The 22,914-nt window shown below is 66.0% G+C and carries 25 protein-coding genes and 1 pseudogene; 18 read left to right on the top strand and 8 right to left on the bottom strand.

Annotated features, from left to right (window positions below; genetic code table 11):
- Window positions 1-68: 68 nt before the first annotated feature.
- The 6 genes from xoxF5 to OU996_RS18495 all read left to right on the top strand — a co-directional run bounded on the left by xoxF5 (window position 69) and on the right by OU996_RS18495 (window position 6,969).
- Window positions 69-1,874, top strand: coding sequence for a lanthanide-dependent methanol dehydrogenase XoxF5 (gene xoxF5 / locus OU996_RS18520; RefSeq protein WP_267583061.1), 1,806 nt, complete (start codon window positions 69-71; stop codon window positions 1,872-1,874).
- A 328-nt stretch (window positions 1,875-2,202) separates the two neighbouring features.
- Window positions 2,203-2,805 carry a c-type cytochrome, methanol metabolism-related gene (locus OU996_RS18515; protein WP_267585754.1) on the top strand — a complete coding sequence of 201 codons (603 nt, stop codon included), beginning with the start codon at window positions 2,203-2,205 and terminating at the stop codon, window positions 2,803-2,805.
- Window positions 2,774-3,670: a substrate-binding domain-containing protein gene (locus OU996_RS18510; protein WP_420712651.1), complete on the top strand. Its 897-nt coding sequence runs from the start codon at window positions 2,774-2,776 to the stop codon at window positions 3,668-3,670. The genes OU996_RS18515 and OU996_RS18510 overlap by 32 nt, the downstream gene beginning before the upstream one ends.
- A 42-nt stretch (window positions 3,671-3,712) precedes the next feature.
- On the top strand, window positions 3,713-4,321 hold the full coding sequence (locus OU996_RS18505; protein WP_267583060.1) for a PQQ-dependent catabolism-associated CXXCW motif protein: 609 nt from the start codon (window positions 3,713-3,715) through the stop codon (window positions 4,319-4,321).
- Between the two features lie 44 nt (window positions 4,322-4,365).
- Window positions 4,366-4,950 carry an HXXEE domain-containing protein gene (locus OU996_RS18500; protein WP_267583059.1) on the top strand — a complete coding sequence of 195 codons (585 nt, stop codon included), beginning with the start codon at window positions 4,366-4,368 and terminating at the stop codon, window positions 4,948-4,950.
- A gap of 90 nt (window positions 4,951-5,040) precedes the next feature.
- The gene (locus OU996_RS18495; protein WP_267583058.1) at window positions 5,041-6,969 is read left to right on the top strand and encodes an acyltransferase family protein; all 1,929 of its coding nucleotides are present in this window, start codon (window positions 5,041-5,043) and stop codon (window positions 6,967-6,969) included.
- A 3-nt stretch (window positions 6,970-6,972) separates the two neighbouring features.
- On the opposite strand, the gene OU996_RS18490 is transcribed toward OU996_RS18495, so the two are convergent.
- The 6 genes from OU996_RS18490 to OU996_RS18465 form a co-directional block, all read right to left on the bottom strand.
- Window positions 6,973-7,623, bottom strand: coding sequence for a hypothetical protein (locus tag OU996_RS18490; protein WP_267583057.1), 651 nt, complete (start codon window positions 7,621-7,623; stop codon window positions 6,973-6,975).
- Between the two features lie 47 nt (window positions 7,624-7,670).
- A complete protein-coding gene (locus tag OU996_RS18485) occupies window positions 7,671-8,513 on the bottom strand; it encodes an ABC transporter permease (protein ID WP_267583056.1) in 843 nt (280 codons plus the stop codon).
- Window positions 8,510-9,313 carry an ABC transporter ATP-binding protein gene (locus tag OU996_RS18480; protein WP_267583055.1) on the bottom strand — a complete coding sequence of 268 codons (804 nt, stop codon included), beginning with the start codon at window positions 9,311-9,313 and terminating at the stop codon, window positions 8,510-8,512. Before OU996_RS18480 ends, OU996_RS18485 begins: the two co-directional genes overlap by 4 nt.
- Before the next feature lie 82 nt (window positions 9,314-9,395).
- The gene (locus OU996_RS18475; RefSeq protein WP_267583054.1) at window positions 9,396-9,833 is read right to left on the bottom strand and encodes a copper-binding protein; all 438 of its coding nucleotides are present in this window, start codon (window positions 9,831-9,833) and stop codon (window positions 9,396-9,398) included.
- A gap of 44 nt (window positions 9,834-9,877) precedes the next feature.
- Complete coding sequence (locus tag OU996_RS18470) at window positions 9,878-10,858, bottom strand: YVTN family beta-propeller repeat protein (RefSeq protein WP_267583053.1); 981 nt, start codon at window positions 10,856-10,858, stop codon at window positions 9,878-9,880.
- A gap of 37 nt (window positions 10,859-10,895) precedes the next feature.
- A complete protein-coding gene (locus tag OU996_RS18465) occupies window positions 10,896-12,131 on the bottom strand; it encodes an ABC transporter substrate-binding protein (RefSeq protein ID WP_267583052.1) in 1,236 nt (411 codons plus the stop codon).
- Window positions 12,132-12,373: 242 nt separating this feature from the next.
- Here OU996_RS18465 and OU996_RS18460 point away from each other — a divergent pair, with 242 nt between their 5' ends.
- Genes OU996_RS18460 through OU996_RS18445 form a run of 4 tightly spaced genes read left to right on the top strand, consistent with a single transcriptional unit; the run spans window position 12,374 to window position 15,404 of the window.
- Complete coding sequence (locus tag OU996_RS18460) at window positions 12,374-12,910, top strand: DUF3280 domain-containing protein (RefSeq protein ID WP_267583051.1); 537 nt, start codon at window positions 12,374-12,376, stop codon at window positions 12,908-12,910.
- On the top strand, window positions 12,907-13,914 hold the full coding sequence (locus OU996_RS18455) for an ABC transporter substrate-binding protein (protein ID WP_267583050.1): 1,008 nt from the start codon (window positions 12,907-12,909) through the stop codon (window positions 13,912-13,914). The genes OU996_RS18460 and OU996_RS18455 overlap by 4 nt, the downstream gene beginning before the upstream one ends.
- A gap of 6 nt (window positions 13,915-13,920) precedes the next feature.
- Window positions 13,921-14,670 carry an ABC transporter permease gene (locus tag OU996_RS18450; RefSeq protein WP_267583049.1) on the top strand — a complete coding sequence of 250 codons (750 nt, stop codon included), beginning with the start codon at window positions 13,921-13,923 and terminating at the stop codon, window positions 14,668-14,670.
- On the top strand, window positions 14,667-15,404 hold the full coding sequence (locus OU996_RS18445; protein ID WP_324290709.1) for an ABC transporter ATP-binding protein: 738 nt from the start codon (window positions 14,667-14,669) through the stop codon (window positions 15,402-15,404). Before OU996_RS18450 ends, OU996_RS18445 begins: the two co-directional genes overlap by 4 nt.
- Window positions 15,405-15,785: 381 nt before the next feature.
- Here the strand turns inward: OU996_RS18445 and fae are convergent, their stop codons facing one another.
- Both fae and OU996_RS21485 read right to left on the bottom strand, forming a co-directional pair.
- A complete protein-coding gene (gene fae / locus OU996_RS18440; RefSeq protein WP_267583047.1) occupies window positions 15,786-16,292 on the bottom strand; it encodes a formaldehyde-activating enzyme in 507 nt (168 codons plus the stop codon).
- A pseudogene (locus OU996_RS21485) lies at window positions 16,271-16,366 on the bottom strand (hypothetical protein); the annotation flags it as partial. The gene fae and the pseudogene OU996_RS21485, both read right to left, overlap by 22 nt.
- A gap of 396 nt (window positions 16,367-16,762) precedes the next feature.
- Between OU996_RS21485 and OU996_RS18435 the strand changes: the two are divergent.
- From OU996_RS18435 to pqqE, 8 genes are all read left to right on the top strand, one after another.
- The gene (locus tag OU996_RS18435; RefSeq protein WP_267583046.1) at window positions 16,763-16,972 is read left to right on the top strand and encodes a hypothetical protein; all 210 of its coding nucleotides are present in this window, start codon (window positions 16,763-16,765) and stop codon (window positions 16,970-16,972) included.
- Window positions 16,973-17,155: 183 nt separating this feature from the next.
- Window positions 17,156-18,772, top strand: coding sequence for a sensor histidine kinase (locus OU996_RS18430; RefSeq protein WP_267583045.1), 1,617 nt, complete (start codon window positions 17,156-17,158; stop codon window positions 18,770-18,772).
- Complete coding sequence (locus OU996_RS18425; protein ID WP_267583044.1) at window positions 18,769-19,458, top strand: response regulator transcription factor; 690 nt, start codon at window positions 18,769-18,771, stop codon at window positions 19,456-19,458. Before OU996_RS18430 ends, OU996_RS18425 begins: the two co-directional genes overlap by 4 nt.
- Before the next feature lie 133 nt (window positions 19,459-19,591).
- A complete protein-coding gene (gene pqqA, locus OU996_RS21480; protein WP_420712776.1) occupies window positions 19,592-19,717 on the top strand; it encodes a pyrroloquinoline quinone precursor peptide PqqA in 126 nt (41 codons plus the stop codon).
- Between the two features lie 56 nt (window positions 19,718-19,773).
- Window positions 19,774-20,691 carry a pyrroloquinoline quinone biosynthesis protein PqqB gene (gene pqqB / locus OU996_RS18420; RefSeq protein WP_267585752.1) on the top strand — a complete coding sequence of 306 codons (918 nt, stop codon included), beginning with the start codon at window positions 19,774-19,776 and terminating at the stop codon, window positions 20,689-20,691.
- Complete coding sequence (gene pqqC / locus OU996_RS18415; protein WP_267583043.1) at window positions 20,688-21,422, top strand: pyrroloquinoline-quinone synthase PqqC; 735 nt, start codon at window positions 20,688-20,690, stop codon at window positions 21,420-21,422. The genes pqqB and pqqC overlap by 4 nt, the downstream gene beginning before the upstream one ends.
- Entirely contained in the window at window positions 21,422-21,733 is a 312-nt protein-coding gene (pqqD, locus tag OU996_RS18410; protein WP_267583042.1) for a pyrroloquinoline quinone biosynthesis peptide chaperone PqqD, read from the top strand. Before pqqC ends, pqqD begins: the two co-directional genes overlap by 1 nt.
- A 38-nt stretch (window positions 21,734-21,771) precedes the next feature.
- Window positions 21,772-22,905 (top strand): pyrroloquinoline quinone biosynthesis protein PqqE, encoded by a 1,134-nt coding sequence (gene pqqE, locus OU996_RS18405; protein WP_420712775.1) that lies wholly within the window; start codon window positions 21,772-21,774, stop codon window positions 22,903-22,905.
- Window positions 22,906-22,914: the final 9 nt, after the last annotated feature.

Below are 22,914 nucleotides of genomic sequence, written 5' to 3'. Positions count from 1 at the left end.
ACGGCAAACAAGCCGCGACGGGCCGCCCTTGTGGGCTGGTCCCGGAGGATCGTTCAGGAGGAGAAAGCATGCGCAAGGTTCTTGCGGTAGCACTGCTTGGTGCTGCAGCGGCCTATGCTTGGCCGGCTTCGGCCAATGACGGGCTCATGAATATTATCAAGGATCCCAAACAATGGGGCATCCAGACGGGCGACTACGCCAACACCCGCTATTCCAAGCTCGACCAGATCAATGCCGGCAATGTCGGCAAGCTGCAGGTGGCTTGGACCTTCTCGACCGGCGTTCTGCGCGGTCATGAAGGCGGCCCGCTCATCATCGGCGATGTGATGTATGTGCACACGCCCTTCCCGAACATCGTCTATGCCCTCGATCTCAGCAACGACGGCAAGATCATCTGGAAGTATGAGCCCAAGCAGGATCCGAACGTCATCCCGGTGATGTGCTGCGATACCGTGAACCGCGGTCTCGCCTATTCGGACGGCACCATCTTCCTGCACCAGGCAGACACCACCCTTGTCGCACTCGACGCCAAGACCGGTGCCAAGAAGTGGTCGGTCGTCAACGGCGACCCGAAGAAGGGCGAGACCAACACCGCCACCGTTCTGCCGGTGAAGGACAAGGTCATCGTCGGCATCTCCGGCGGCGAATTCGGCGTGCGCTGCCACGTCACCGCCTATGACACCAAGACCGGCAAGCAGATCTGGCGCGGCTATTCCATGGGCCCGGACAGCGATCTGCTGGTCGACCCGGAGAAGACCACCGATCTCGGCAAGCCGATCGGCAAGGACTCGTCGCTGAAGACCTGGGAAGGCGATCAGTGGAAGATCGGCGGCGGCTGCACCTGGGGCTGGTATTCCTACGATCCGACCACCAATCTCGTTTATTACGGCTCAGGCAACCCCTCGACCTGGAACCCGGCCCAGCGTCCCGGCGACAACAAGTGGTCCATGACCATTTGGGCGCGTGACGCCGACACTGGCATGGCCAAGTGGGTCTACCAGATGACCCCCCACGACGAGTGGGACTTCGACGGCGTGAATGAAATGATCCTCACGGATCAGGACTTCAACGGCCAGCCCCGCAAGCTGCTCACCCACTTCGACCGTAACGGCTTCGGCTACACGCTGGACCGCGTGAGCGGCGAACTGCTGGTGGCCGAGAAGTTCGACCCGGTGGTCAACTGGGCCACCAAGGTCGACATGGACAAGAACAGCAAGACCTATGGTCGTCCGCTGGTCGTGTCCAAGTACTCGACCGCCCAGCAGGGTGAGGACGTGAACACCAAGGGCATCTGCCCGGCGGCTCTCGGCACCAAGGACCAGCAGCCGGCGGCCTTCTCGCCCAAGACCAACCTGTTCTACGTGCCGACCAACCACGTCTGCATGGACTACGAGCCGTTCCGCGTGAGCTACACCGCGGGCCAGCCCTATGTCGGTGCGACCTTGTCGATGTACCCCGCGCCGAACAGCCATGGCGGCATGGGCAACTTCATCGCCTGGGACAACGTGAAGGGTAAGATCGTCTGGTCGCTTCCCGAGCCGTTCTCGGTGTGGTCCGGCGCTCTCGCCACCGCGGGCGACGTGGTGTTCTACGGCACGCTGGAAGGCTACCTGAAGGCGGTCGACGCCAAGACGGGCAAGGAACTCTACAAGTTCAAGACCCCGTCGGGCATCATCGGCAACGTCACGACCTATGAGCACAAGGGCAAGCAGTACATCGCCATCCTCTCGGGTGTCGGTGGCTGGGCGGGTATCGGCCTTGCGGCCGGTCTGACCGACCCGAATGCCGGTCTTGGTGCGGTGGGCGGCTATGCGGCGCTCTCCAGCTACACCAACCTCGGCGGCCAGCTCACGGTGTTCGCTCTGCCGAACTGACCCAGGCTGATGGCGGGCTCCCATGAGGGCCCGCCACTCCTAGACGACACGAGGGGAAACGAGGGGGCCTGGCCGCCGGCTTGACCGGTGCGCCAGGCCCCACCGTCTCAGGCGCTCGGTCCTTATGAGACTCTTAGAACGGTTTCAGGCAGGCGCGCAGTTCCGCGCCGGACCCTTCGGAAGGCACCCCGCGCCATGGTGTCGGTCGGTCCGGTCGGTGACGTCGCTCTTCCCGATACTTCACTCGGCCCGAAACTCCGCTTTGCCAAAGACTTCGCTGGCCCATGACTTTCGGCCCCCGGCGGGGGTGCCTTCAGGAGACATATTGATGAAGAACTCTGTTCGCGGATGGCTTCTTTCCGGCGCGCTGCCGGCGTCCGCCAGCCTGTCGGCGCTGGTTCTTGCCACCACCCTTGTCCTCGGCGGCCCGGCCACGGCGCAGGAGGCGGCACCCGCTGCCCCCGCGGCCGGTGCAACAGCTCCCGCTCCGGCCAAGGAAAAGGACGATCTCGGCAAGTACACCACCGAGGATGGGACGCCGACCTACAACATCCAGGCCGATGGCACGATGGATTGGTATACCTATTCCGGCTATCGCCGCTATCACGCCGAGTGCCATGTCTGCCACGGCCCCGACGGCATGGGTTCATCCTACGCCCCAGCGCTGGCCAATTCGCTGAAGACCATGACCTATGAGCAGTTCATGGAAATCGTCGTCAACGGCAAGCAGAACGTTGGCGTCGGCACGGCCGATCAGGTGATGCCGGCCTTCGGCGAGAACAAGAACGTCATGTGCTACATGGACGATCTGTACATCTACCTCAAGGCCCGCGCCGACGGCGCGCTGGGTCGCGAGCGCCCGAGCAAGCGCGAAGACAAGACGAAGGCGTACACAGCCAATGAAAATCAGTGCTTCGGACGACCGAGCTGAGGTGGGCAGGCGCGTGGCCGCGGGCCTGAAGCGTGCGTCCGGCGCGTGCGCGCTGGCCCTCGCCGCGCTCTGCACACTTGCCTTGCCGAAGGGCGCGCAGGCGCAGGTCTCCGATCTCGTCGACCGCTCGACGCTTCGGGTCTGCGCCGATCCCGCCAACATGCCCTTCACCAATGAGGAGGGGGCGGGCTTCGAGAACAAGGTGGCGGAGTTGCTGGCCGACAAGCTCGGCCTCACCCTCGACTACACCTGGTTCCCGCAGGCCACCGGCTTCTACCGCATGACGCTCGGTGCCAAGCGCTGCGACATCGTGATGGGCTATGTCGCTGGCGGGGATCCGGTGCTCAACACCAATCCCTATTACCGTTCCGCCTGGGTGTTCATCACCCCCAAGGGGAGCGACCTTGCCGATGTGACGACGCTGGAGGATCCGCGCCTCAAGGGCCGGCATATCGGCGTGGTGGCGGGCTCGCCGCCCGGCGACCTGATGGCCCGCAACGGCCTGATGGGCATGGCGCGACCCTATGCCCTGATGGTCGACCGGCGCTTCGAGAGCCCGGCCGAGGCAATGATCGCCGACATCAATGATGGCGCGATCGATGCCGGAATCCTCTGGGGCCCGATCGGCGGCTATTACGCCAAGAAGTCGGAGAAGCCGCTCGCGGTGATTCCGCTGGTGAAGGAGAAGGGCGATCCCGCGCTCGTCTACCGCATCACCTTCGGTATCCGCCCGGGCGAACTGAACTGGAAGCACCAGCTCAATCAGTTCATCGCCGCCGAGCAGGGGGCCATCGACAAGATCCTGCTGGATTACGGTGTTCCCTTGCTGGACGCGCAGAACCGGCCGGTGCAACCCGCACCGTGACCAAAACGGCGGGGGCGCCGGGCGGGACGAAATGAGGACGTCATGTTCAAACGCCAGAACCGGCCCCGCCCCGAACCACCGCTGAGCCGCCTCGCCTGGCTCGGCATGGCGGGCCTTGCCCTCGTCCTGCTCGCCCTGTCGCCGGTGTCGAGCCAGGAGAACTCCCCGGCCGCCGCCGTACCGGAGCCGGATGGCTACCGCATGGAGGCCTACCGCGCCCCCACGCCCGCGACGCTCGCCGGCGCCCGCGTCATCGACACCGCCGCCGCCGAGCAACTCTGGCGGGACAAGGCCGCGACCTTCGTCGATGTCATGCCGCGTGACGTGAAGCCGGCCAATCTGCCGGCGGGAACGGTGTGGCGCGACAAGCCGCGCGAGCATCTGCCCGGCAGCGCCTGGCTGCCCAATGTCGGCTATGGCGCGCTGAGCCCGGATATGGACACCTATTTCCGCCGCGGCCTCAACGCCTTGAGTGCGGGCAAGCTCGACGCAACGCTGGTGTTCTACTGCATGACCGATTGCTGGATGAGCTGGAACGCCGCCCGCCGCGCGCTCGCCTACGGATATACCGGCGTGGTCTGGTATCCTGCCGGCGCCGATGGCTGGGCCAAGTCCGGCCTGCCGCTGGAAAAGGCCACGCCGATGGAATGAGCGCGCCTGCTGCGCCCGTCCCGCCGGTCGGGCAGGGGGAGAACATGCCGCGTCTCACAGGTTTCACGTCCTGGCTTGCCGCCCGCTGGGTGGTCGCTGCCGCCTTCATGGCCGGCGCGCTGCTGGCGCTGGTGCCGGTTCTGCACGCGGCCTTCGCGCTGCCGCTGCTGCTGATCTTCCTGCACAGCCCCGGCTACATGATCCATCAGGTGGAGGAGCACACCGGCGACCGCTTCCGCCGCTTCGCCAACAGCATCGTGTTCGGCGGGCGCGAAGGGCTCACCGTGCTCAACGTGCTCATCATCAATGTCGGCGCGGTCTGGGGCCTCAACCTTGCCGCGCTCTACGCCGCCGCCTTCGTCGGGCCGGGCTACGGGCTGATCGCGCCCTATGCCATGCTGGTCAACGCGCTCACCCACCTCGCCGCCGCCGCGCGGCTGAAGCGCTACAATCCCGGTCTGGTCACCTCGGTCGTGCTGTTCCTGCCGCTCTCGCTGGTCACCCTGACAGTGATCGGTCGCGACCCCGGCACGACCCTCGCCCAGCACGGCTGGGGCCTTGCCGGGGCGCTGATCCTCCACGCGCTCATCATCGCCAGCGTCGCCCTGCGCCTGCGCCGGCTGGGGTGATTTCGCTCAATCTGTGGGGAGGGCCATCAACGCCTTTGCTGCAACTGCGAGATAGTTCTAAACCTACCTCGTGCGGGCGGGGCGGGACACATGAAGCATCGGACGGATATTGATGGCCTGCGGGCTCTGGCGATTTTGCCGGTCGTGGCCTTTCATTTCGATCTTCAGCTATTCGGCCACTCCCTAGCCCCCGGCGGCTTCATCGGGGTGGATGTGTTCTTCGTCATTTCCGGCTATCTCATAACCGGCATCATCTATAGCGAGATGTCGGCGGGTCGGTTCAGTATCTTCGAGTTTTATAATCGCCGCATCCGCCGCATCTTCCCCGCCCTCTTCGTCGTTCTCGCGGTCTCGCTGGTTGGCGCGTTTTTCTGGCTCTTCCCATTTCAATATGCCGAGATCGCCCGCAATGCAGTGGCGGCGATATTCTTTGTCTCGAACATTTTGTATTTCCAGGATGCCGGCTACTTTTCGGCCGCGGCTGAACGTAACCCGCTCCTGCATACCTGGTCGCTCTCGGTCGAAGAGCAGTTCTACATCTTCCTGCCAATTGTGCTGTTTCTGGCTTTCCGTCTGCCGCGGCGCTTGCACGTGCCACTTCTCGCCCTGTGCGGAGCGATCAGCTTTGCCGCCGCGATTTGGATGACGTCGGCGAACCGCGACGCGGCCTTCTATTTTGTGCAGTACCGCGCCTGGGAGTTGATCGTCGGCTCCCTCCTCGCGGTCGCCACGCTGCCCATCCTGCGGCGACGCTGGATGGCGGAGGTCTGCGCGGGCCTCGGCGTGCTGTTGATTCTTGGCAGCGTCCTCCTTCTAAAGGCCAGTTCTCTGTTCCCCGGTCTCGGGGCGGCGCCCGCCTGTATCGGCACGGCGCTCGTGCTCTATGCCGGTATGCCGATCCATGCGCGCAGCGGGCAGATGTCGCCGACATGGACCGCGCGACTTCTCGGGTGGGGGCCGGTTCGGTTCATCGGGCTGGTCTCGTTCTCGCTCTATCTCTGGCATTGGCCGTTGATCGTGTTCGTCCGCCAGTTCGACGAACCGAGCTTGTTGGGCCGGTATGGCCTTGTTGCGCTTGCCGTCCTGCTGGCCGCCGCATCCTGGCGGTTTGTCGAGCAGCCGTTTCGCGTCCGTGCGGGTCTTTACCGCACCCGGACGGTACTGCTCGGGGGTGGCGCGGCCATGGCTGCGGTATCCCTCGCCGCACTGGCCGTCGTGCCGGTCAGTGCCGGCTACTGGCACCTGTCGCCCAAGGTCGAGCAGGTTCTCGGCTATCTGGACGACATCGTTCAGGTTGAGCCGCAGTGCTTCCTGACGTCCGTCAATGACAGTTTCTCGGCCTATGACCGCGCGGGCTGTCTGGCGCTGTCAGGGTCGAAGCCGAATGTTCTGGTCCTCGGCGACAGCCACGCTGCCCATCTTGTTCCCGGACTGCGTGAGGTTGGTAGGGCTGACAATTTCCTCGTCGCGACCGCCAGTGGCTGCAAGCCGGTGGTGAACACGCGCGGGCGCTCCCGCTGCGTCGAACTGGTGAACTACATCTTGCGGGACTTTCTGCCGACACATCACCTCGATGCCATCGTTCTCTCGGCCCGCTGGACCGATGCGGACCTTGCCGACCTCCGGCGCACGCTGGCCAAGATCGAGCCCTATGCCGACCGGATCATCGTCTCCGGTCCGATCGTCGAGTATGAGATGCCGCTGCCCTATGTCCTCGCGCGCAAGCTCAATGATCCCGCTTACGATGTCGACCATCACCGGGTCGCGGAGACGGCGGCGACCGACGCGCATTTCCGCGCGGCAGTGACAAAGGACAATGTTCGCTACTTCTCGATGTACCATGCCCTTTGCAAGGCGGATTGCGACCTCTGGGCGTCCGATGGCGTGCCGATGCAGTTCGACTATGGCCATCTCACGCCGGAGGGGTCCAGGCGCGTGGCGACTCGCCTGCTCGATGACCTGCCGACGGCCGCGCTGCCTCGGACGACAGGCGGGGCGGAGGCGCAGCTTCAGCCCTGAACCTCACTCCATCGCGTTCTGGATTGAGCGCGCGAGGGAGAAGGCGCGCTGTTCGAGGATTACCGGGCTTTCGCAGACGGCGGTGACGGCCTGGGCGCGGGTATCGTAGATGCGTGTGTCCCACAGCACCTGCTTTTCCAGCTCGACCGTCTTGGCCTTGTCGTCGTCGGTCGCGGCCGCCTTCTTCGCCTTGGCAAGGGCGAGGCTCTCATCCTTGATGCGCTGCGACAGGTCGACCTGATGCTTGGCGTAGCGCTCGATGCCGGTGAGGATGCGGCTGCGCAGGCCGTTGATCTGGTCGAATACCCCGGCGAATAGCAGCGTCAGGCGCTGGTTCTTATCCGGTCCGGCGGTCTTGGCGAAGTCCTCGATCAGCGTGCCGGCCTGCTCGAGCGGCGTGCGGCGGGCGGCAAGCACTGGCACCAGCTCGGAAACCTTGGCATCCGTGCGCCAGTCGAGCCCGTCCAGCGGTGGGCCGGCCCACATCTGCGCCGCGGCCAGGCTGGCGACACGCGGCTGGATGCAGGGCCACAGGCCGGTGGGGGAGGCGGCGAGCGCCGGGGCGGCGCTCAGCCCGCCCACAAGGGCGGCGGTCATCGCAAGGCGGCGTGCCAGCGGCAGCGTTCGGGCGAAGCGTGGGGTGGTGATCGGCATATTGGTTCCTCCGGGCTTCTCGTTATCGGCCGCGTCTTGAGCGCGGCTCATTTGGCGTCGTCGGGCCCGCCGCGGCGGGCCATGACGCCAGCGGAAGGATCATAAGCGAGGATCGAGGCGGCGAGGAACACAACCGCGCAACCGGCGACAACCAGCGCCGCGAGTGGGGCGAACTGGCCGTAGAGCGCGAAGCGGATCAGCTCCACCGCATAGGTGAAGGGGTTGAGCGTGCAGATCCACCACAGCACGAGGCTGCTCTCCTGCACCCGCCACAGCGGGTAGAGCGCGGAGGAGGCGAAGAACATCGGGAAGATCACGAAGTTCATCACGCTGGCGAAGTTCTCCATCTGCCGGAAGACCGAGGACATCAGCAGTCCCATGGCGCCGAGCATCAGCCCGGAGAGCAGCAGCGCCGGGATCACCGCGACATAGCCGATGGGCGGCAGCTCGACTTCCCAGAACCAGGCGACCAGCAGGAAGGCATAGACCTGCAGCAGCGACACGCAGATGCCCGCGACCAGCTTGGACACCAGCAGGAACCAGCGCGGATAGGGGCTCACCAGCAGGATGCGCATGGCGCCGACCTCGCGGTCATAGACCATGGAGAGCGAGGATTGCAGGCCGTTGAACAGCTGGATCATCGCGACCAGCCCCGGCGTCACATAGACCTCGTAGAGCACATAGGTCTCATAGGGCGGGATGATCGAGACGCCGAGCACCGAGCGGAAACCGGCGGCGAAGATGAACAGCCACACCAGCGGGCGCACCAGCGCCGAGAGGAAGCGGCCGCGCTGGTTGAGGAAGCGCAGCCCCTCGCGCCAGCAGATGCCGGCCATGCAGACGAGGTAGCCGGCGAGCGGCAGGCGGAAGCGGGGCGGCGCGTCGCTCATGCCGGCCCTCCCGGCCCGTCGCCCACCAGCTTGAGGAAGGCGTCGGAAATGTCGGATGTGCCGGTCTGCGCCAGCACGTCGTCATGGGCGCCCTCGGCGCGGATGCGGCCGCGATGCAGCACGACGATGCGGTCAGTGGCAGCGATTTCCTCGATGATGTGGGTCGCCCAGAGCACGCCGATGCCCTCCTGCGCGACCAGCGCGCGGACCTGCGCCACCAGCGCGGCGCGCGAGGCGATGTCGAGGCCGACGGTCGGCTCGTCGAGCAGCAGCAGGCTCGGGCGGTGCATCAGCGCGCGGGCGATCTCGACGCGGCGCATCTGCCCGCCCGAGAGGCGGCGCACCTTGTCGCCGGCGCGCTCGGCAAGGCCCGCCTGCGCGAGCACCTCCAGCGCGCGGCGCCGGCCAGCGGCGAATCCCATGCCGTGCAGCGTCGCGTGGTAGAGGAGATTCTGCACCACGGTGAGTTCGAGATCGAGCGTGCGCGCCTGGAACACCACGCCGAGCTTGCTCAACGCCGCCGCCGGCGTGCGGCGCACATCATGGCCAAGCACATCGATGCGGCCGGAGCGGTTGTCGTAGAGCCGGGTGATGAGCGAAAACAGTGTGGTCTTGCCCGCGCCATTGGGGCCGAGCAGGGCGGTGAAGCAGCCGGCGGGTACGGTGAGGCTCACATCATCCAGCGCTTTGCGCGCGCCGAAGGTGTGAGTGACGTGATGCACGGCAAGAGCCGGCACGCGCGCAGCCGGCGAGGGTGGCAGCTCCGGCGTCGGCAGGGCGGAAGGGGGAGCGCCCGTCATGGCATCGTCCGGTCGGAAGAAGGAAATCCCCGGCCGGGGCCGGGGATGAGTTTTCACGAGGAGAGAGTAGCGCGCAGCCGCGTCATTTCACGATGAATTCGCCCTTCATGCCGCGCTCTTCCATGCCCTTGCAGTACCAGGCGAAGGTGCCGGGCTTGATGGGCACGAAGAAAATCTCGGCCTCGCCCTCTTCCTCGAACTCCAGTTCGGTGAGGGTCATTGCCTTGATCTCCATGTCGCCGGCCTCGACCTTGCGCAGGAAGATGGACTGGAACAGGCCGGGCGACTGCCAGGCGCATTCCTTCTTGCCGGTGGAGGAAACCTCCAGCTGATAGGACTTGCCGGTCTCCAGCTCATAGGTCTTCTGCGATACGCCGTAGCCGGCATCGCCGAGACCCAGCTTGAGGCCGGGAAGCTCGATCGGCTTGAGGGTAAGGTCGCCCTTGGCGTAGGCAGCACCGGCAAAGGCCAGCGGGGCGGCGAGGGTGGCCGCGAGGGCGGCGGCGAGGGGCAGCTTCATGGGGAATCCTCCGAACCTGTTGCTATTGTTGAGTTGACGGCGCCCTACGGCACCACGACCACGCCCCAGGGAGCGCGGCCCGTCGTCACGGATTTGGTGACCTTCTCGGCGGCGACGTCGATGATCGAGACGTCGTTGGAATTGCCGTTGGTCGAGATCAGGAATTTCTGGTCCGGCGTGAAGCCGAGCTGCCAGACGCGCTGGCCGACGAGGAGATACTTTTCCACCTCGAGCGTCTTGGCGTTGACCACCGCGACGCGGTTGGCCGGGCCGAGGGCGATGAAGGCCTTGGCGCCGTCCTTGGTCAGGCGCACGCCGACCGGCTGGATGGCGTCATTGCTCACGCCGGGAATCTTGAAGGAGATCTTCTTGACGATCTTCCAGGTCGCCGGGTCGATCACCGACACCGTGCCGCCGACCTCCGAGGACACCCAGAGCTGCTTGCCATCCGCCGAGAATTCGGCGATGCGCGGACGGGAGTCGACGAGAATGTTCTCGATGATCTCATTGGTCGCCGTGTCCACCACATGCGCCATGTTGGTGGTCTCGGAGGTGTTGACCATGTACTTGCCGTCGGGGCTGATGCCCATGCCTTCCGGCTCGACGCCGACCGGGATTTCGGCGATCAGCTCGTTATTCTCGACATTCACCACCGTGACCATGTTGTCGTCTTCGTTGGCGATGTAGAGCGGGTTGCCCGAGGGATGGAGCACGAACAGCTCCGGGTCGGGGCCCGAGCGCAGCGTCTTCACCAGCTTCAGCGTCTGCGCGTCATAGACCTCGACGCGGTTGTCGTCGGAGGCGCAGACATAAATCAGCTTGCCGTCCGGGCTAGCCGTGATGCCACGCGGGCGGCGGCCGGTTTTCACCGTCTCGATCACCTTGAGCGTCTTCATGTCGAGGACGGTCATGGTGTGATCGCGCTCATTGGAAATGAAGGCGCGCTCGGCGAGGGCCGGGACGGCATCGGCCATCAGGATTCCCGCGAGCGCAAGGCCGGCGGAAAGCATCAGGTGGCGTTTCATCGGTTCCTCCAGGCGGTTTTTGTTCTAAATCGTTGATCTAGTTGAATTTGCAGGTGCTCTCTGGGCGGTCGAAGCCGAGCGTGTCGAGCGGCGAGGACTGGTGCAGGAACCCGGCTTGCGGCGACAGGGTCACCGTGTTGGTGGCGTGGGTGAGCAGGATGGGCTGGCGAAGCTGGTGGTCCCAGTCGCGGAAGCTCGCCGCCACACCCTTGAACACCGGCAGGTCGTAATCGGGCGAGAGCAGTTGCGCGCGCACCTTGTCCGGGTCGCTGGAGCGCGTCTTCAGGCTGGCCGAGCCGACGGAGAAGACACCTTCCCACATCTGGAAATCGAGCGGCTGCATCAGGCGGTTGGACAGCTTGAAGAAGCGGCTCTGCAACTGCGAGGCGCCCCAGTTCTCCATGGTCGGGTGCCAGGAGAGCGGCATCAGCCCCTGGGTGCCGGCGACCGGGCGCGAGAGCCAGGTGTTGTAGGGGAGGATGTCGCCGAACTCGCCGAGTTCATCGGCGACGATCAGCATGTCGTACTCGCCAACCTGCGTGCCGCGCGGCACTTCCGATTGCGCGGTGGCGCGGGCATCCGGGCCGTAATCCCAGGTCTTCTCGGCGACGATCTTGCCGCCGAACTTCTTGGCGGAGCGGCGCATGGCCTCGGCATAGAGCCGGTCGCCCTCGGTGCGCCCGGTCATCAGGAACCAGTTACGCCACTGCTTGGTGATCAGGAACTGCGCCAGCGCATCCGTCAGCATCGCCCGGCTGGGTGCGATGTGGAACACATTGGCCCGGCAATCCTGCTGGCGCAGGCGGTCATCGGTGGCACCGACATTGATAAGGAGAGCCTTGCTGTCCTTCAGCGCGTCGGCGATGCGCAAGAGCTGGTCGGCGGGCACGTCGAGCAGCAGGAAATTACTGCCGTCCGCCACCAGCTTCTGCGCGGCGGGCAGTGGATCGCCATCGGTCGGCACGATCTCGGTGGTGAGCTTGTAGTCGAGCTTGAGGAAACGCCCGCTGGTCAGATTGTCCTTGATACCGAGCTCCGCGCCGGCAATGCCGAGATTGTCCGGCGGCATCTGCAGCGGAGCGATCCACGGCGGCGGCACGGGAAGCTGGCGGATCACCCCGATGCGGAAGGTCTGCTCGGGCGCGATCGTCGCGGCAGGCTTTGCCGCCAGCGGTGGGCTGGCGGACGGAGCGGCATTCTGGGCGGCAGCCGGCAGCACGGCGCAGCCGAAGATGACAAGCGCCGTGGCGGCGGCGCGGGCCCTCGGGTTCATTGGCGTTTCCATCCCACGGCGTGATGTTCTCGGAACTTTTCTATGCCGTCAGGTAAAAGTCTAAGCAGATGCGCATAAGTATTCAACATATTAGATTATATAAGAATATAATAAGAATTCGGTATCTTCTTCGTGATGCAACTATACATGATGTATTAAAATCGGGAACTTTTTCCCGGATGGTTGCGGGGAAGTTTCCAGAGAGTATGATCCCGGCAAAACCGCCACCGGGAGGCGACAGGATGAACGTTCGTGGACGGGCCAGGATACACCGGCTGGCGCTGGCCGGATTGATGATGCTGGGACTCGTCGGCGTCAGCGAGGCGGCCACCCGCGTGGCGGTGTTCGATTTCGAGCTGCTTGACACCAGCGGCGAGTTCGACCTGCGGGGGCCGAAGCCCGAGGAGGTGCGGCGCCTCGCCCTGATCACCGCCGATGTGCGCGAGCGCCTCGCCAAGGCCGGCTATGAGGTGCTCGACCTCAGCCCGCAACAGGCGCAGATCACCGAGGCCCAGCCGCTGCGCAACTGCAACAGCTGCGAGCTGCAGATCGCCCGCGATCTCGGCGCCGACATCGAGGTGATCGGCCTCGTGCAGAAGGTCTCCAACCTCATCCTCAACATCAACTTCCAGGTGCGCGATGTCGCGACCGGCGCCGTGCTGCGCGCCGGCAGCGCCGACATTCGCAACAACACGGATGAGTCCTGGGGCCGGGGAATCTCGTATCTGGTGCGCAACCGCCTGCTCGACCCGCCGATGACCGGAAAGGCCGCTCCATGATTCCCCCTGCCGGCGTCTCCCGCCGGACGCTGCTCGCCGCCGCCACGCTTTCGATTGGGCTCGCCCCGCTCGCCACCTCGGCCCTCGCGCAGGTGCCCCTGCCGAAGCTGCGGGTCGGCACGCTGAAATTCGGCACGCTCAACTGGCTGCTGGACACGGTCCGCGCCGAAAAGCTCGACAGGCGCGAGGGCTTCGCGCTGGAGAGCGTCGATTTCGCCGGCGGGCAGGCGACAACGGTCGCGCTGCAGGCGGGGGATATTGATCTCATCGTCAGCGACTGGCTGTGGGCTATGCGCCGGCTGAATGATGGCGAGGCGATGCGCTTCGCGCCGTTCTCCACCGCGCTCGGCGCGCTGATGGTGGCGCCGGACGGGCCGGTGAAGACATTGGCGGATTTGAAGGGCCGCAAGCTCGGCGTCGCCGGTGGGGCGGTGGACAAGAGCTGGCTGCTGCTGCGCGCCTATGCCAAGGCGAAGCTCGGCCGCGACCTCATCGACCTCTGCGAACCGGTTTATGGCGCACCGCCACTGGTCAGCGAGCAGCTCGCGCTCGGCCGGGTCGACGCCGTGCTCACCTTCTGGCCCTATGCCGCCCGGCTCGACGCGCGCGGCTTTCGGCGGATGCTCGACATGAAGGAGGTCGTCACCGGCCTCGGCATCGACCCGGCGCCGCCGCTTGTCGGCTATGTTTGGCGGACCGCCATCATGGGCGAGAAGGGCGCGACCCTTGCCGCCTTCCTGCGCGCGGCGGCGGCGGCCAACAAGGTGCTGGCGACCTCGGATGATGCCTGGACCCGCATCCGCCCGGTCATGCAGGCGGCGGATGATGCCGAGTTCAGCCGGCTGCGCGACTATTACCGCGCCGGCATTCCCGGCAGCTTCGGCGAGGCTGAGCGCGCCTCCTGCGAGAGGCTGTTCGGCGTGCTCGCCCAACTCGGCGGGCCCGAACTCGTCGGGCAGAATCCACGCTTCGAGCGCGCGCTCTTCGCGCCGATCGGGGAGTAGGCACGCGTGTCCACCGTGTCGCGTCTCGGCATGACGGCGGCGTCGCTCGCGGCATTGCTGCTTGTCTGGTACGGCGCGGCGCTCTGGGCGTCTTCGCCGCTGCTGCCGGGCCCCGCCGCCGTGCTGGCGGCGCTGGAGCGGACGGCGGAGACCGGCGCGCTTCAGCGCAATATTGCGATCACACTGGCGCGGGTGGCCGCCGCCTTCCTCATCGCCATGGCGTTCGGCTCGGCCATCGGCATCGCGCTCGGCCGCTCGCCGCGGCTGAACGAATTATTCGGGCCCTGGATCATCGTGCTGCTGAACCTGCCGGCGCTGGTCATCATCATCCTCTGCTATGTCTGGTTCGGCCTCACCGAAGCGGCGGCGATCACCGCCGTATCGATCAACAAAATCCCAAATGTTGCCGTGACCATGCGCGAGGGCGCCGCCGCTCTGTCGCGCGATCTCGACGAGATGGCGCGCGTCTATCGCCTCTCGCGCTGGCGCACGCTGCGCCATGTCACCCTGCCGCAACTCGTGCCGTTCTTCACCGCCAGCGCCCGCTCAGGCCTCGCGCTCACCTGGAAGATCGTGCTGGTTGTCGAGTTGCTCGGCCGCTCGAATGGCGTCGGCTTCGAGCTGCAGACGGCCTTCCAGATGTTCGATGTGGCGACGGTGCTCGCCTATGCGCTCGCCTTCACGGCGGTAGTGCAGCTCATCGAGATGGGGCTGTTCCAGCCCTGGGAGCGCTGGGCCAATGGATGGCGGCGATGAGCGCGCTTCAGATCGAGATCGCCGAGAAGCGGTTTCCCGCACAGGGAGGGGCGCCGGCTCGGGAGATTTTTTGCGATTTCCGACTTGATGTGAGTGTGGGCGAGTTCCTCGTGCTGCTCGGTCCGTCGGGGCTGGGCAAGACCACGCTGCTCAACATCGTCGCCGGGCTCGATGGCGATTATCGCGGCGCGGTGCGCTTTGCCGGGCAAGCACCGCGCCTTGCCTATGCCTTCCAGAGCCCGCGCCTCTTACCGTGGCGGACGGTGCTGGAGAACGTCACCCTGCCGCTGGGACGCGAGGGCACGGGGAGGGCGCGCGCCATGCTGGAGGAGGTCGGCATCAGCGATCTCGCGGGCGCCTATCCCGATCGCCTCTCGCTCGGCCAGCAGCGTCGCGTCGCGCTGGCGCGGGCCTTCGCGGTGGAGCCGGACGTGCTGCTGATGGACGAGCCCTTCGTCTCGCTCGACCAGGCGGGTGCGGAGAAGCTGCGCGAATTGCTGCGCCGGCTGCTGGCCCGGCGCCCGGCGACGGTGCTTTTCGTCACTCATGACCCGCGCGAGGCGGCGGCGCTGGCGAGCCGTATCGTGGTGCTGGCCGGCAATCCGGTGACGCTGGCGCGCGACGTGAAGGTCGACCTGTCGCCGCGTGAGCGTGCCTCGCCGGTGCTGGCCGACGCCTTCCTCGCCCGCACCGGCATCATTCCGCGCCCCGAACCGGTGACACCGCGCAGCTAGCGCCCGCGTGCCGGACCAAACTCGTGCCCCTAAAGTGAAAAAAACCGGAGTGTGAGCACCGGGCCAAATCCCTACGCGTAAAGTGAAAAGCCTGGAGCGTGAGCACCGGGCCAAATCCCTACGCGTAAAGTGGAAAGCCTGGAGCGTGAGCTCCGGGCCAATCCTTGCGCGTAAAGTGAAAAAGCCCGGAGCGTGAGCTCCGGGCTTTGGGGGAAGTCGGCGTTTCGGTGAAGGCGGGCTGCCCGCCATCACCTGCGCGCAAGTGACGCCGGCGAACCGCCGTCACTTGTCGAGAAAGATCGCCGCCAACCGCTGGAGCAGGCCCTTCGGATATTTCTGGGCCGCGGGCGGTGGTGTTGTCTGCCCAGGGTTGCTTCCGATCTAAGCGGCGAAGGGGTGCTTGGCGGTGCCGGCCTGAGCCAGCACTTCCTTGACCGTCGGCGAGCCGTCAACGGCGCGCTTGAGAGCCTGCTTGGTGGCCTCGTAGTTGAACTGCTGGATCTTGGCGTCGTCCGCCGCTTCCCAGTGGATGAACACGCCGACCGAAATGTACAGGTCGTCGGCCTCTTCTTCCGGGATCACGCCCTCGGCGACGCTGTCCACGACCGCCTTGGCGACGCCGTACTGCGCCGGTCCGAACATCTGGACGGCCTGACGGGCGTCCTTGATGGTGACCTTGTTGAACAGGATCGTGTTGGGCTTGGCGAGCAGGTTCGGCGTTACCACCGCGAGCAGCGAGGTGAAGCCGTCCTTGTTGTTGGTCAGGGCGTTGAGAAACGCGCTTTCCGCCGCGCTGCCGCGCGGTCCGATGATCAGGTCGATGTGAGCGACTTCGTTGCCGTCGCCGACAAGCGATTCACCGATCATCACCTTGTTGATTTTGGCCATGTACTTCCTCCCAGACAGGGTTTCATGAATGAGGGGCGGGTGTCCCCTCCATCAATGTCCCGGCTATCTTTGTTGCAGCGTTTGGGTCACCAAACCGGTTGGCCCGATAGCACGACCAGACACGTTACGGGGCAGAGACTAGGCTTGCTTCGCCTTAGTCCGCAAGGGCTTCTTCCGCCTATTCGACGCGCGCCGAGCCCTTTCCCGAGGGGCGCGACGAATGGCGCAGCCCTGCGCCGGCTCATGCGGAACTTCGCGGCATGCCGAAGCCGTGGGCATGCGCGGCGGTGTCACGCTCAAAGTTTTGGCGAGCGCGCGCTGAACTCATCCATCAGTTGCCGCGTAGAAGCTCCGCAAGCTAAACTGGCCTGACAATTGCTGCGATGCAGCAAGGCCGGAAGCGTGATCGAGAATATTCCGGACAGAAAGGAAGCGCCCGGGATCCGTGTCTCACGCCAGAGGACCGCTGCATGGAACTGATCCTGTCTATCTGCCTGATCGCCAGCCCCGGCACCTGCCGGGAAGAGGCGCTGTCGGTGAGCATGGAAGCCACCGGCATGCCGACCCAGTGCCTGATGAGCGCGATGCCCACCATTGCCGAGTGGAGCGGCACCCATCCGAAGTGGAAGGTGCTGAAGTGGCGTTGCGCGCGCCCCGGTTCAATCGGTCGCGACATCTGACGCGCCCTGAAGCCCTACGCCCGCCGAGGCGCCGCCCCGGCCCGTGATCCCGCTACCCAGAAAAAGCCGCCGCGCTCTGCTGCGTCGCAGCGTGCGCCGGCGTTGCGTCCGTGGAATCATTCCCTTGCGGCGTGTGGCCGCGTCGGCCGGCGCTGATGCGCGGGCGGGGCATCGGGAAGAGGCATGGGGCGGGTTCTGTTTTCGTCGCTGCGCACGCGCATGGCGCTGCTGCTTGCGGTTGCCGTGCTGGTCACGGCGGCGTCAGCCCTGCTGCTGGTCGCTGCGCTCGGCACCGCCAACACCCAGCTCGACCGTCTGGTCTCTGCGCAGAATCGTCTGGAGCTGCTCTCCTCTATTTCCGGCCGCATCGGTGATTACGCGCTGATCTCGCTCCAGGCAGCGCAGCAGCCTGGCCCGCGCGGCGAGGAGGCGCTGCAGACGTCACGCACGGCTACCTTCGCCGCGTTTCAGCGCTTCGAGTCTGCTTTGGCCGACGATGTCATGCGCTATGGCGACGAGGAGCAGCGCACGCTGATGGCGGCGCGCAGCCGCACCGTCGCCCGTCTCCATGCGCAGTTCGATGTCATGGACCGGCAGATCACCGCCGCGCTTGCCAGCCCGGACGCCCCGATGGCCGTGCGCGTGGCGCTCGATGTGTTCGCCGCCGGTTTCGGCGCGCCGCTGAGCCAGGCGATGGAAGAGGAGCGCACCGATGCCCGTGCCGCCCAGCTCGCGGTGCAGGAGCTGCGCGAGCGGGCCATACGTTGGGGTCTCGCCGGCGTGGTGTTCGCCTTCGTCGTCGCCATCGTGGTCTATCACACGGTCGGCTCCTCGCTGGTGCAGCGCGTCGCCGATGTCGCCACCGCCGCCGCGGCGATCGCGCAGGGGCGCTCCGATACCCGCCTCACCGTCACCGGCCATGACGAGCTGAGCCTCGCCATGGCGCGCTTCAACCGTATGGCCGCGCAGCTCGCCCGCCGCGAGGGGCGGCTGATCTCTGACCAGCGCCGTTTGCAGGAGATCGTTGATGCCCGCACCGCCGAACTGCGCGCCGCCAATGCCCGGCTGGAAACCATCGATCTCGCGCGCCGACGCTTCTTCACCGATGTGAGCCATGAGCTGCGCACGCCGCTCACCGTCATTCTCGGCGAGGCGGAGGTGACGCTGCGCGGCGGGCGGCCGAGCGAGGAGGATCTGCGCGCCGCGCTTCTCGTCATCCAGAACCGCGCCCGCCGGCTGCACCGGCGGGTGGAGGATCTGCTGCGTATCGCCCGCTCCGAGAGCGGCCAGATCGAGCTGGAGCGCCGGCCCTTCCTCGTGGCCGATCTGCTGGAGGATGTGCGCGAGAGCATGCTGCCGGTCGCCCGTGCTGCCGGCCTGCCGCTCGAGGTCGCCTGCGAGGGCGACGACCTCGCGCTGGAGGCGGACCGCGAATGGCTGCGCCAGACGCTTGACGGGCTGGTCGCCAACGCCGTTCGCCATTCCGCGCCCGGCCAACTTGTGCGGTTGGAGGCGGCGCGGGAGGGCGAGGACATGGTGATCCGCGTGCGCGACCACGGCACCGGCATTCCCGCCCATGAACTGCCGCATGTGTTCGAGCGGTTCTGGCGCGGGGCGGGGGAGGGGCGCGAGGGCACCGGCTTCGGCATCGGCCTCGCCTTGGCGAAATGGATCGTGGATCGGCATGGTGGCCGGATCGACATCGACAGCAGCACCGGAGAAGATGGGCCGAGCGGCACTTGCGTGGTCGTGCGCCTGCCCGCCCGGGTGCCCGACATCAATCTGGAGGCGGCGCAATGACCATTCTTATCGTCGAGGACGATCCCGATATCGGCTCGCTTCTGCGCCGCGGCTTCGCCTCGGAGAGTTACGCCGTGGAGCTGGTGGGCGACGGCGAGCAGGCACTGCGCGCGGCCAGCGGCAAGTCGCTGGAGGCGATCATCCTGGACGTGATGCTGCCGGGCCGTTCCGGCATCGATGTGTGCCGCGCTCTGCGCGCCGGCGGGCAGACCGCGCCCATCATCATGCTCTCGGCCCGCTCCAGCGTGAACGAGCGCACCGAGGGGCTGCTGGCCGGGGCCGATGATTACATCATCAAGCCCTTCGCCTTCGAGGAATTGCTGGCGCGGGTGAAGGTGCAGGCGCTGCGCCGCTCCAATGGCGAGGGCGAGCAGCGCGTGCTCACCGTCGGCGCGGTCACGCTCGATCTTGATACACGGCAGGCGCAGATCGGCGGCACGCGGGTTCGCCTCACCGAACGCGAGGTGGAACTGCTGGCGCTGCTGATGCGTCATGCCGGTGAGCCCCTCGCCCGCGCCGACATTTTCGCCGCGCTCTGGGCGGGCCATGGCGGCGCGTCGCTGAACGTGGTCGACGTCTATGTCGGCTATCTCCGGCACAAGCTGGCGGAGGCGACGCCCGAGGGCGGGCAGATGATCGTGACCGTGCGCGGACGCGGCTTCATGTTTGAGTCGGTGGCCGCGTGAGACAAGGTTTCACTGTCAAAATGGTGGTATACTGTGTGCCTACACAGCTGCGTTACCGCTTGCTTGACGAAGATGAAAACAGTCACCAATATCAGTGCTGCGGGTATAATACCGCAAATCAACTTTGCTTCTTATGAACTTCTTAGGAAGTAAAGCGAAGCAAACTCTCGAGGAGGAAGAAATGGCCTGGACCACTCCGCGTATCGTCGAAGTCTGCGTCGGCATGGAAGTGAACGCCTATTTCCCGGCTGACTTCTGAGCCTGAGGCGCGGGCGGCGCGGAAACGGCAGTCACATGCTCACAACCGCGTCCCGCCTGCATCTCATTGTCCTCGGCTCGGCAGCCGGCGGGGGCTTTCCCCAATGGAACTGCCGATGTCCGGTTTGCACCCTCGCTTGGGATGGTGATCCCCGCGTCCGCCGACGGACACAGTCGTCCCTGGCGGTCAGTGCGGATGGCGAGCGGTGGGCATTGGTGAATTGCGCGCCAGAAATTCTGGCGCAGATTCAGGCTGTGCCGGCACTGCATCCGCGAGGAGGCCGCCGGCAATCGCCGGTGGCCTCCGTGCTTCTGACCAATGGCGACATCGACCATGTCGCCGGCCTGCTGAGCCTGCGCGAGGCCCAGCCCTTTACGCTCTTCGCCACGCCCGCCATCCATCAGGTGCTGCGCGCCAGCAGCGCCTTCGATGTTCTGGCCCCTGATGTCGTCTCCCGCCGCGATGTCGAATTGGGGGCCTCGTTTGAGCTGGTCGAGGGCGTCACCGCCACCATCTTCCCGGTCCCGGGGAAGATTGCGCTGTATCTCGAACAGCGCGAGGCAGCGGAAAAGGGCACCCTCGCGACGGATGTGATGGGTGAGCAGACCATCGGCGTCGAGATCGCCGCCGGGGGGCGCCGCGCGCTCTACATTCCCGGCTGCGCCATTATGACCAATGCCCTGCGCGACCGTATCGCCGGCGCCGATGCCGTGTTCTTCGACGGCACGCTGTGGCGCGATGACGAGATGGTCGAGGCCGGCGTTGGCACCAAGACCGGCAAGCGCATGGGTCACATGAGCATGTCGGGTGATGAGGGCTCGATGGCCGCGCTGGCCGGGCTGGATATCGGCCGGCGCATCTATGTTCACATCAACAACACAAACCCGGTGCTGATCGACGGCTCGCCCGAGCGTGTCGCGGCCAACCGGGCAGGCTGGGAAATTGCCCAGGACGGGATGGAGATACGCCTATGACCACCCTCATGTCGCCCGAGGAGCTTGAGGCGCGGCTGCGCGACGTCGGCAAGCGGCGCTACCATAATCTGCACCCCTTCCACCGGCTGCTGCATGACGGCCAGCTGAGCTTCGGGCAGGTGCAGGCCTGGGCGCTGAACCGCTATTACTACCAGGCGATGATCCCGGTGAAGGATTCCTCGATCCTCGCCCGCATGGAGGAGCCGGAGCTGCGTCGCGCCTGGCGCCAGCGCATCATCGACCATGACGGCAATCACGAAGGCGAGGGCGGCATCGCCCGCTGGCTGAAGCTTACCGACGGCGTCGGCCTCGACCGCGACTACGTCACCTCGCTGCGCGGCCTGCTGCCGGCCACCCGCTTCGCGGTGGATGCCTATGTGCATTTCGTGCGTGAGAAGACGCTGCTCGAGGCCATCGCCTCCTCGCTCACGGAGATGTTCTCGCCCGGCATCATCGGCGAGCGTGTCGCGGGGATGCTGAAGAACTATGATTTCGTCTCCAAGGAGACGCTGGCCTATTTCGACAAGCGCCTGACCGAGGCGCCGCGCGATGCGGATTTCGCGCTCGATTATGTGAAGCGCCATGCGCGCACGCCCGAGCAGCAGGAAGCCGCCATCCGCGCGCTGGAATTCAAGTGCGACGTGCTCTGGGTGCAGCTCGACGCCCTGTACTTCGCCTATGTCGAGCCGAAAATGGCCTATCCCGGCGCCTTCGTGCCCAAGGAGACGTGATGACCGCCACCTTCGCCGCGACCGATGTGCCCAAGCTCGCGCGCGGCGTGCGCCTGCGTCATGACGAGGCGCGCGGCCAGTGGGTGCTGCTCGCGCCCGAGCGCGTGCTGACCCCGGATCCGGTCGCGGTGGAGATCCTCAAGAAGGTCGACGGCGCCCGCTCCATCGACGGCATCGTCGATGAACTCGCCGAAGCCTTCGCGGTGGACCGCGCGCGCATCGCCACCGATGTCGATGCCTTCCTCGCCGGCCTCTCGGAGAAGGGCATGGTCGAGGTCCGCCCGGCCGTCATCGGGGATGCCGCGTCATGAACGTCATCACCGATCTCGTCGACAAGGCGAAGGAACTCGTGGCCGAGGCGACACCCGCCCCGGTCGCCCGCCCGGCACCGCCCATTCCCTATGGCATGCTGGCCGAGCTGACCCATCGCTGCCCGCTGCAATGCCCGTATTGCTCGAACCCGGTCGAACTCGACCGCCGCAATGTCGAGCTGGACACCGAGACTTGGCTGCGCGTCTTCTCGGAAGCCGCCAAGCTCGGGGTGCTTCAGGTGCATCTGTCCGGCGGCGAACCCACCGCCCGGCGCGATCTCGAACAGATGATCCGCCATTGCGTGGAGGTCGGCCTCTACACCAACCTCATCACCGCCGGCGTGGGCGTGACGCCCGAGCGGCTTCAGGCGATTTCCGATGCCGGCATCGACCATGTGCAGCTCTCCTTCCAGGGCGCCACGGCCGAGGTGACCGACAAGGTGTCGAACTTCCGCGGCGCGCATGAGCGCAAGCTCGCCGTGGCGCGCGAAGTGCGCCGGCTCGGTCTGCCGCTTACCGTGAATTCGGTGGTACATCGCGCCAATATCCACCAGATCCCGGACTTCATCGAGCTGGCGCTGGCGCTCGACGCCAAGCGCATCGAGATCGCCCATTCGCAATATTATGGCTGGGCGCTGCGCAATCGCGGCGCGCTGATGCCGACGCGCGATCAGGTGTTCTGGGCGCTCGACGTGGTGGAAGAGGCGCGCGTGCGGCTCAAGGGCCGGCTGACCATCGACGCGGTGGTGCCGGACTATTACGCCAAATATCCCAAGCCCTGCATGAATGGTTGGGGCCGTCAGTCGCTCAACGTCACGCCCTCGGGCCGCGTTCTGCCCTGCCACGCCGCCGAGACCATTCCGAACCTCGATTTTTGGAATGTGCGCGAGCATTCGCTGAGCGATGTGTGGGTGAATTCGCCCGCCTTCAACGCGTTTCGCGGCACCGACTGGATGCCGGAGCTGTGCCAGACCTGCGAGCGCAAGGAGCTCGACTGGGGCGGCTGCCGCTGTCAGGCGATGGCCATCGCCGGGGACGCTGCCGCCACCGATCCCGCCTGCCACAAGTCGCCGCTGCACGCCCATCTGCTGGCGCTGGCCGAGACCGACGCTGCGACGGGCGAGGCCGAATATGATTACCGGCGCTACATGACGCCGGATCGCAATAACTAGAAAAATCAT

The organism is Ancylobacter sp. SL191 (assembly GCF_026625645.1).
Classification (GTDB): Bacteria; Pseudomonadota; Alphaproteobacteria; order Rhizobiales; family Xanthobacteraceae; genus Ancylobacter.
This window is presented reverse-complemented; position numbering and strand designations above follow the sequence as displayed.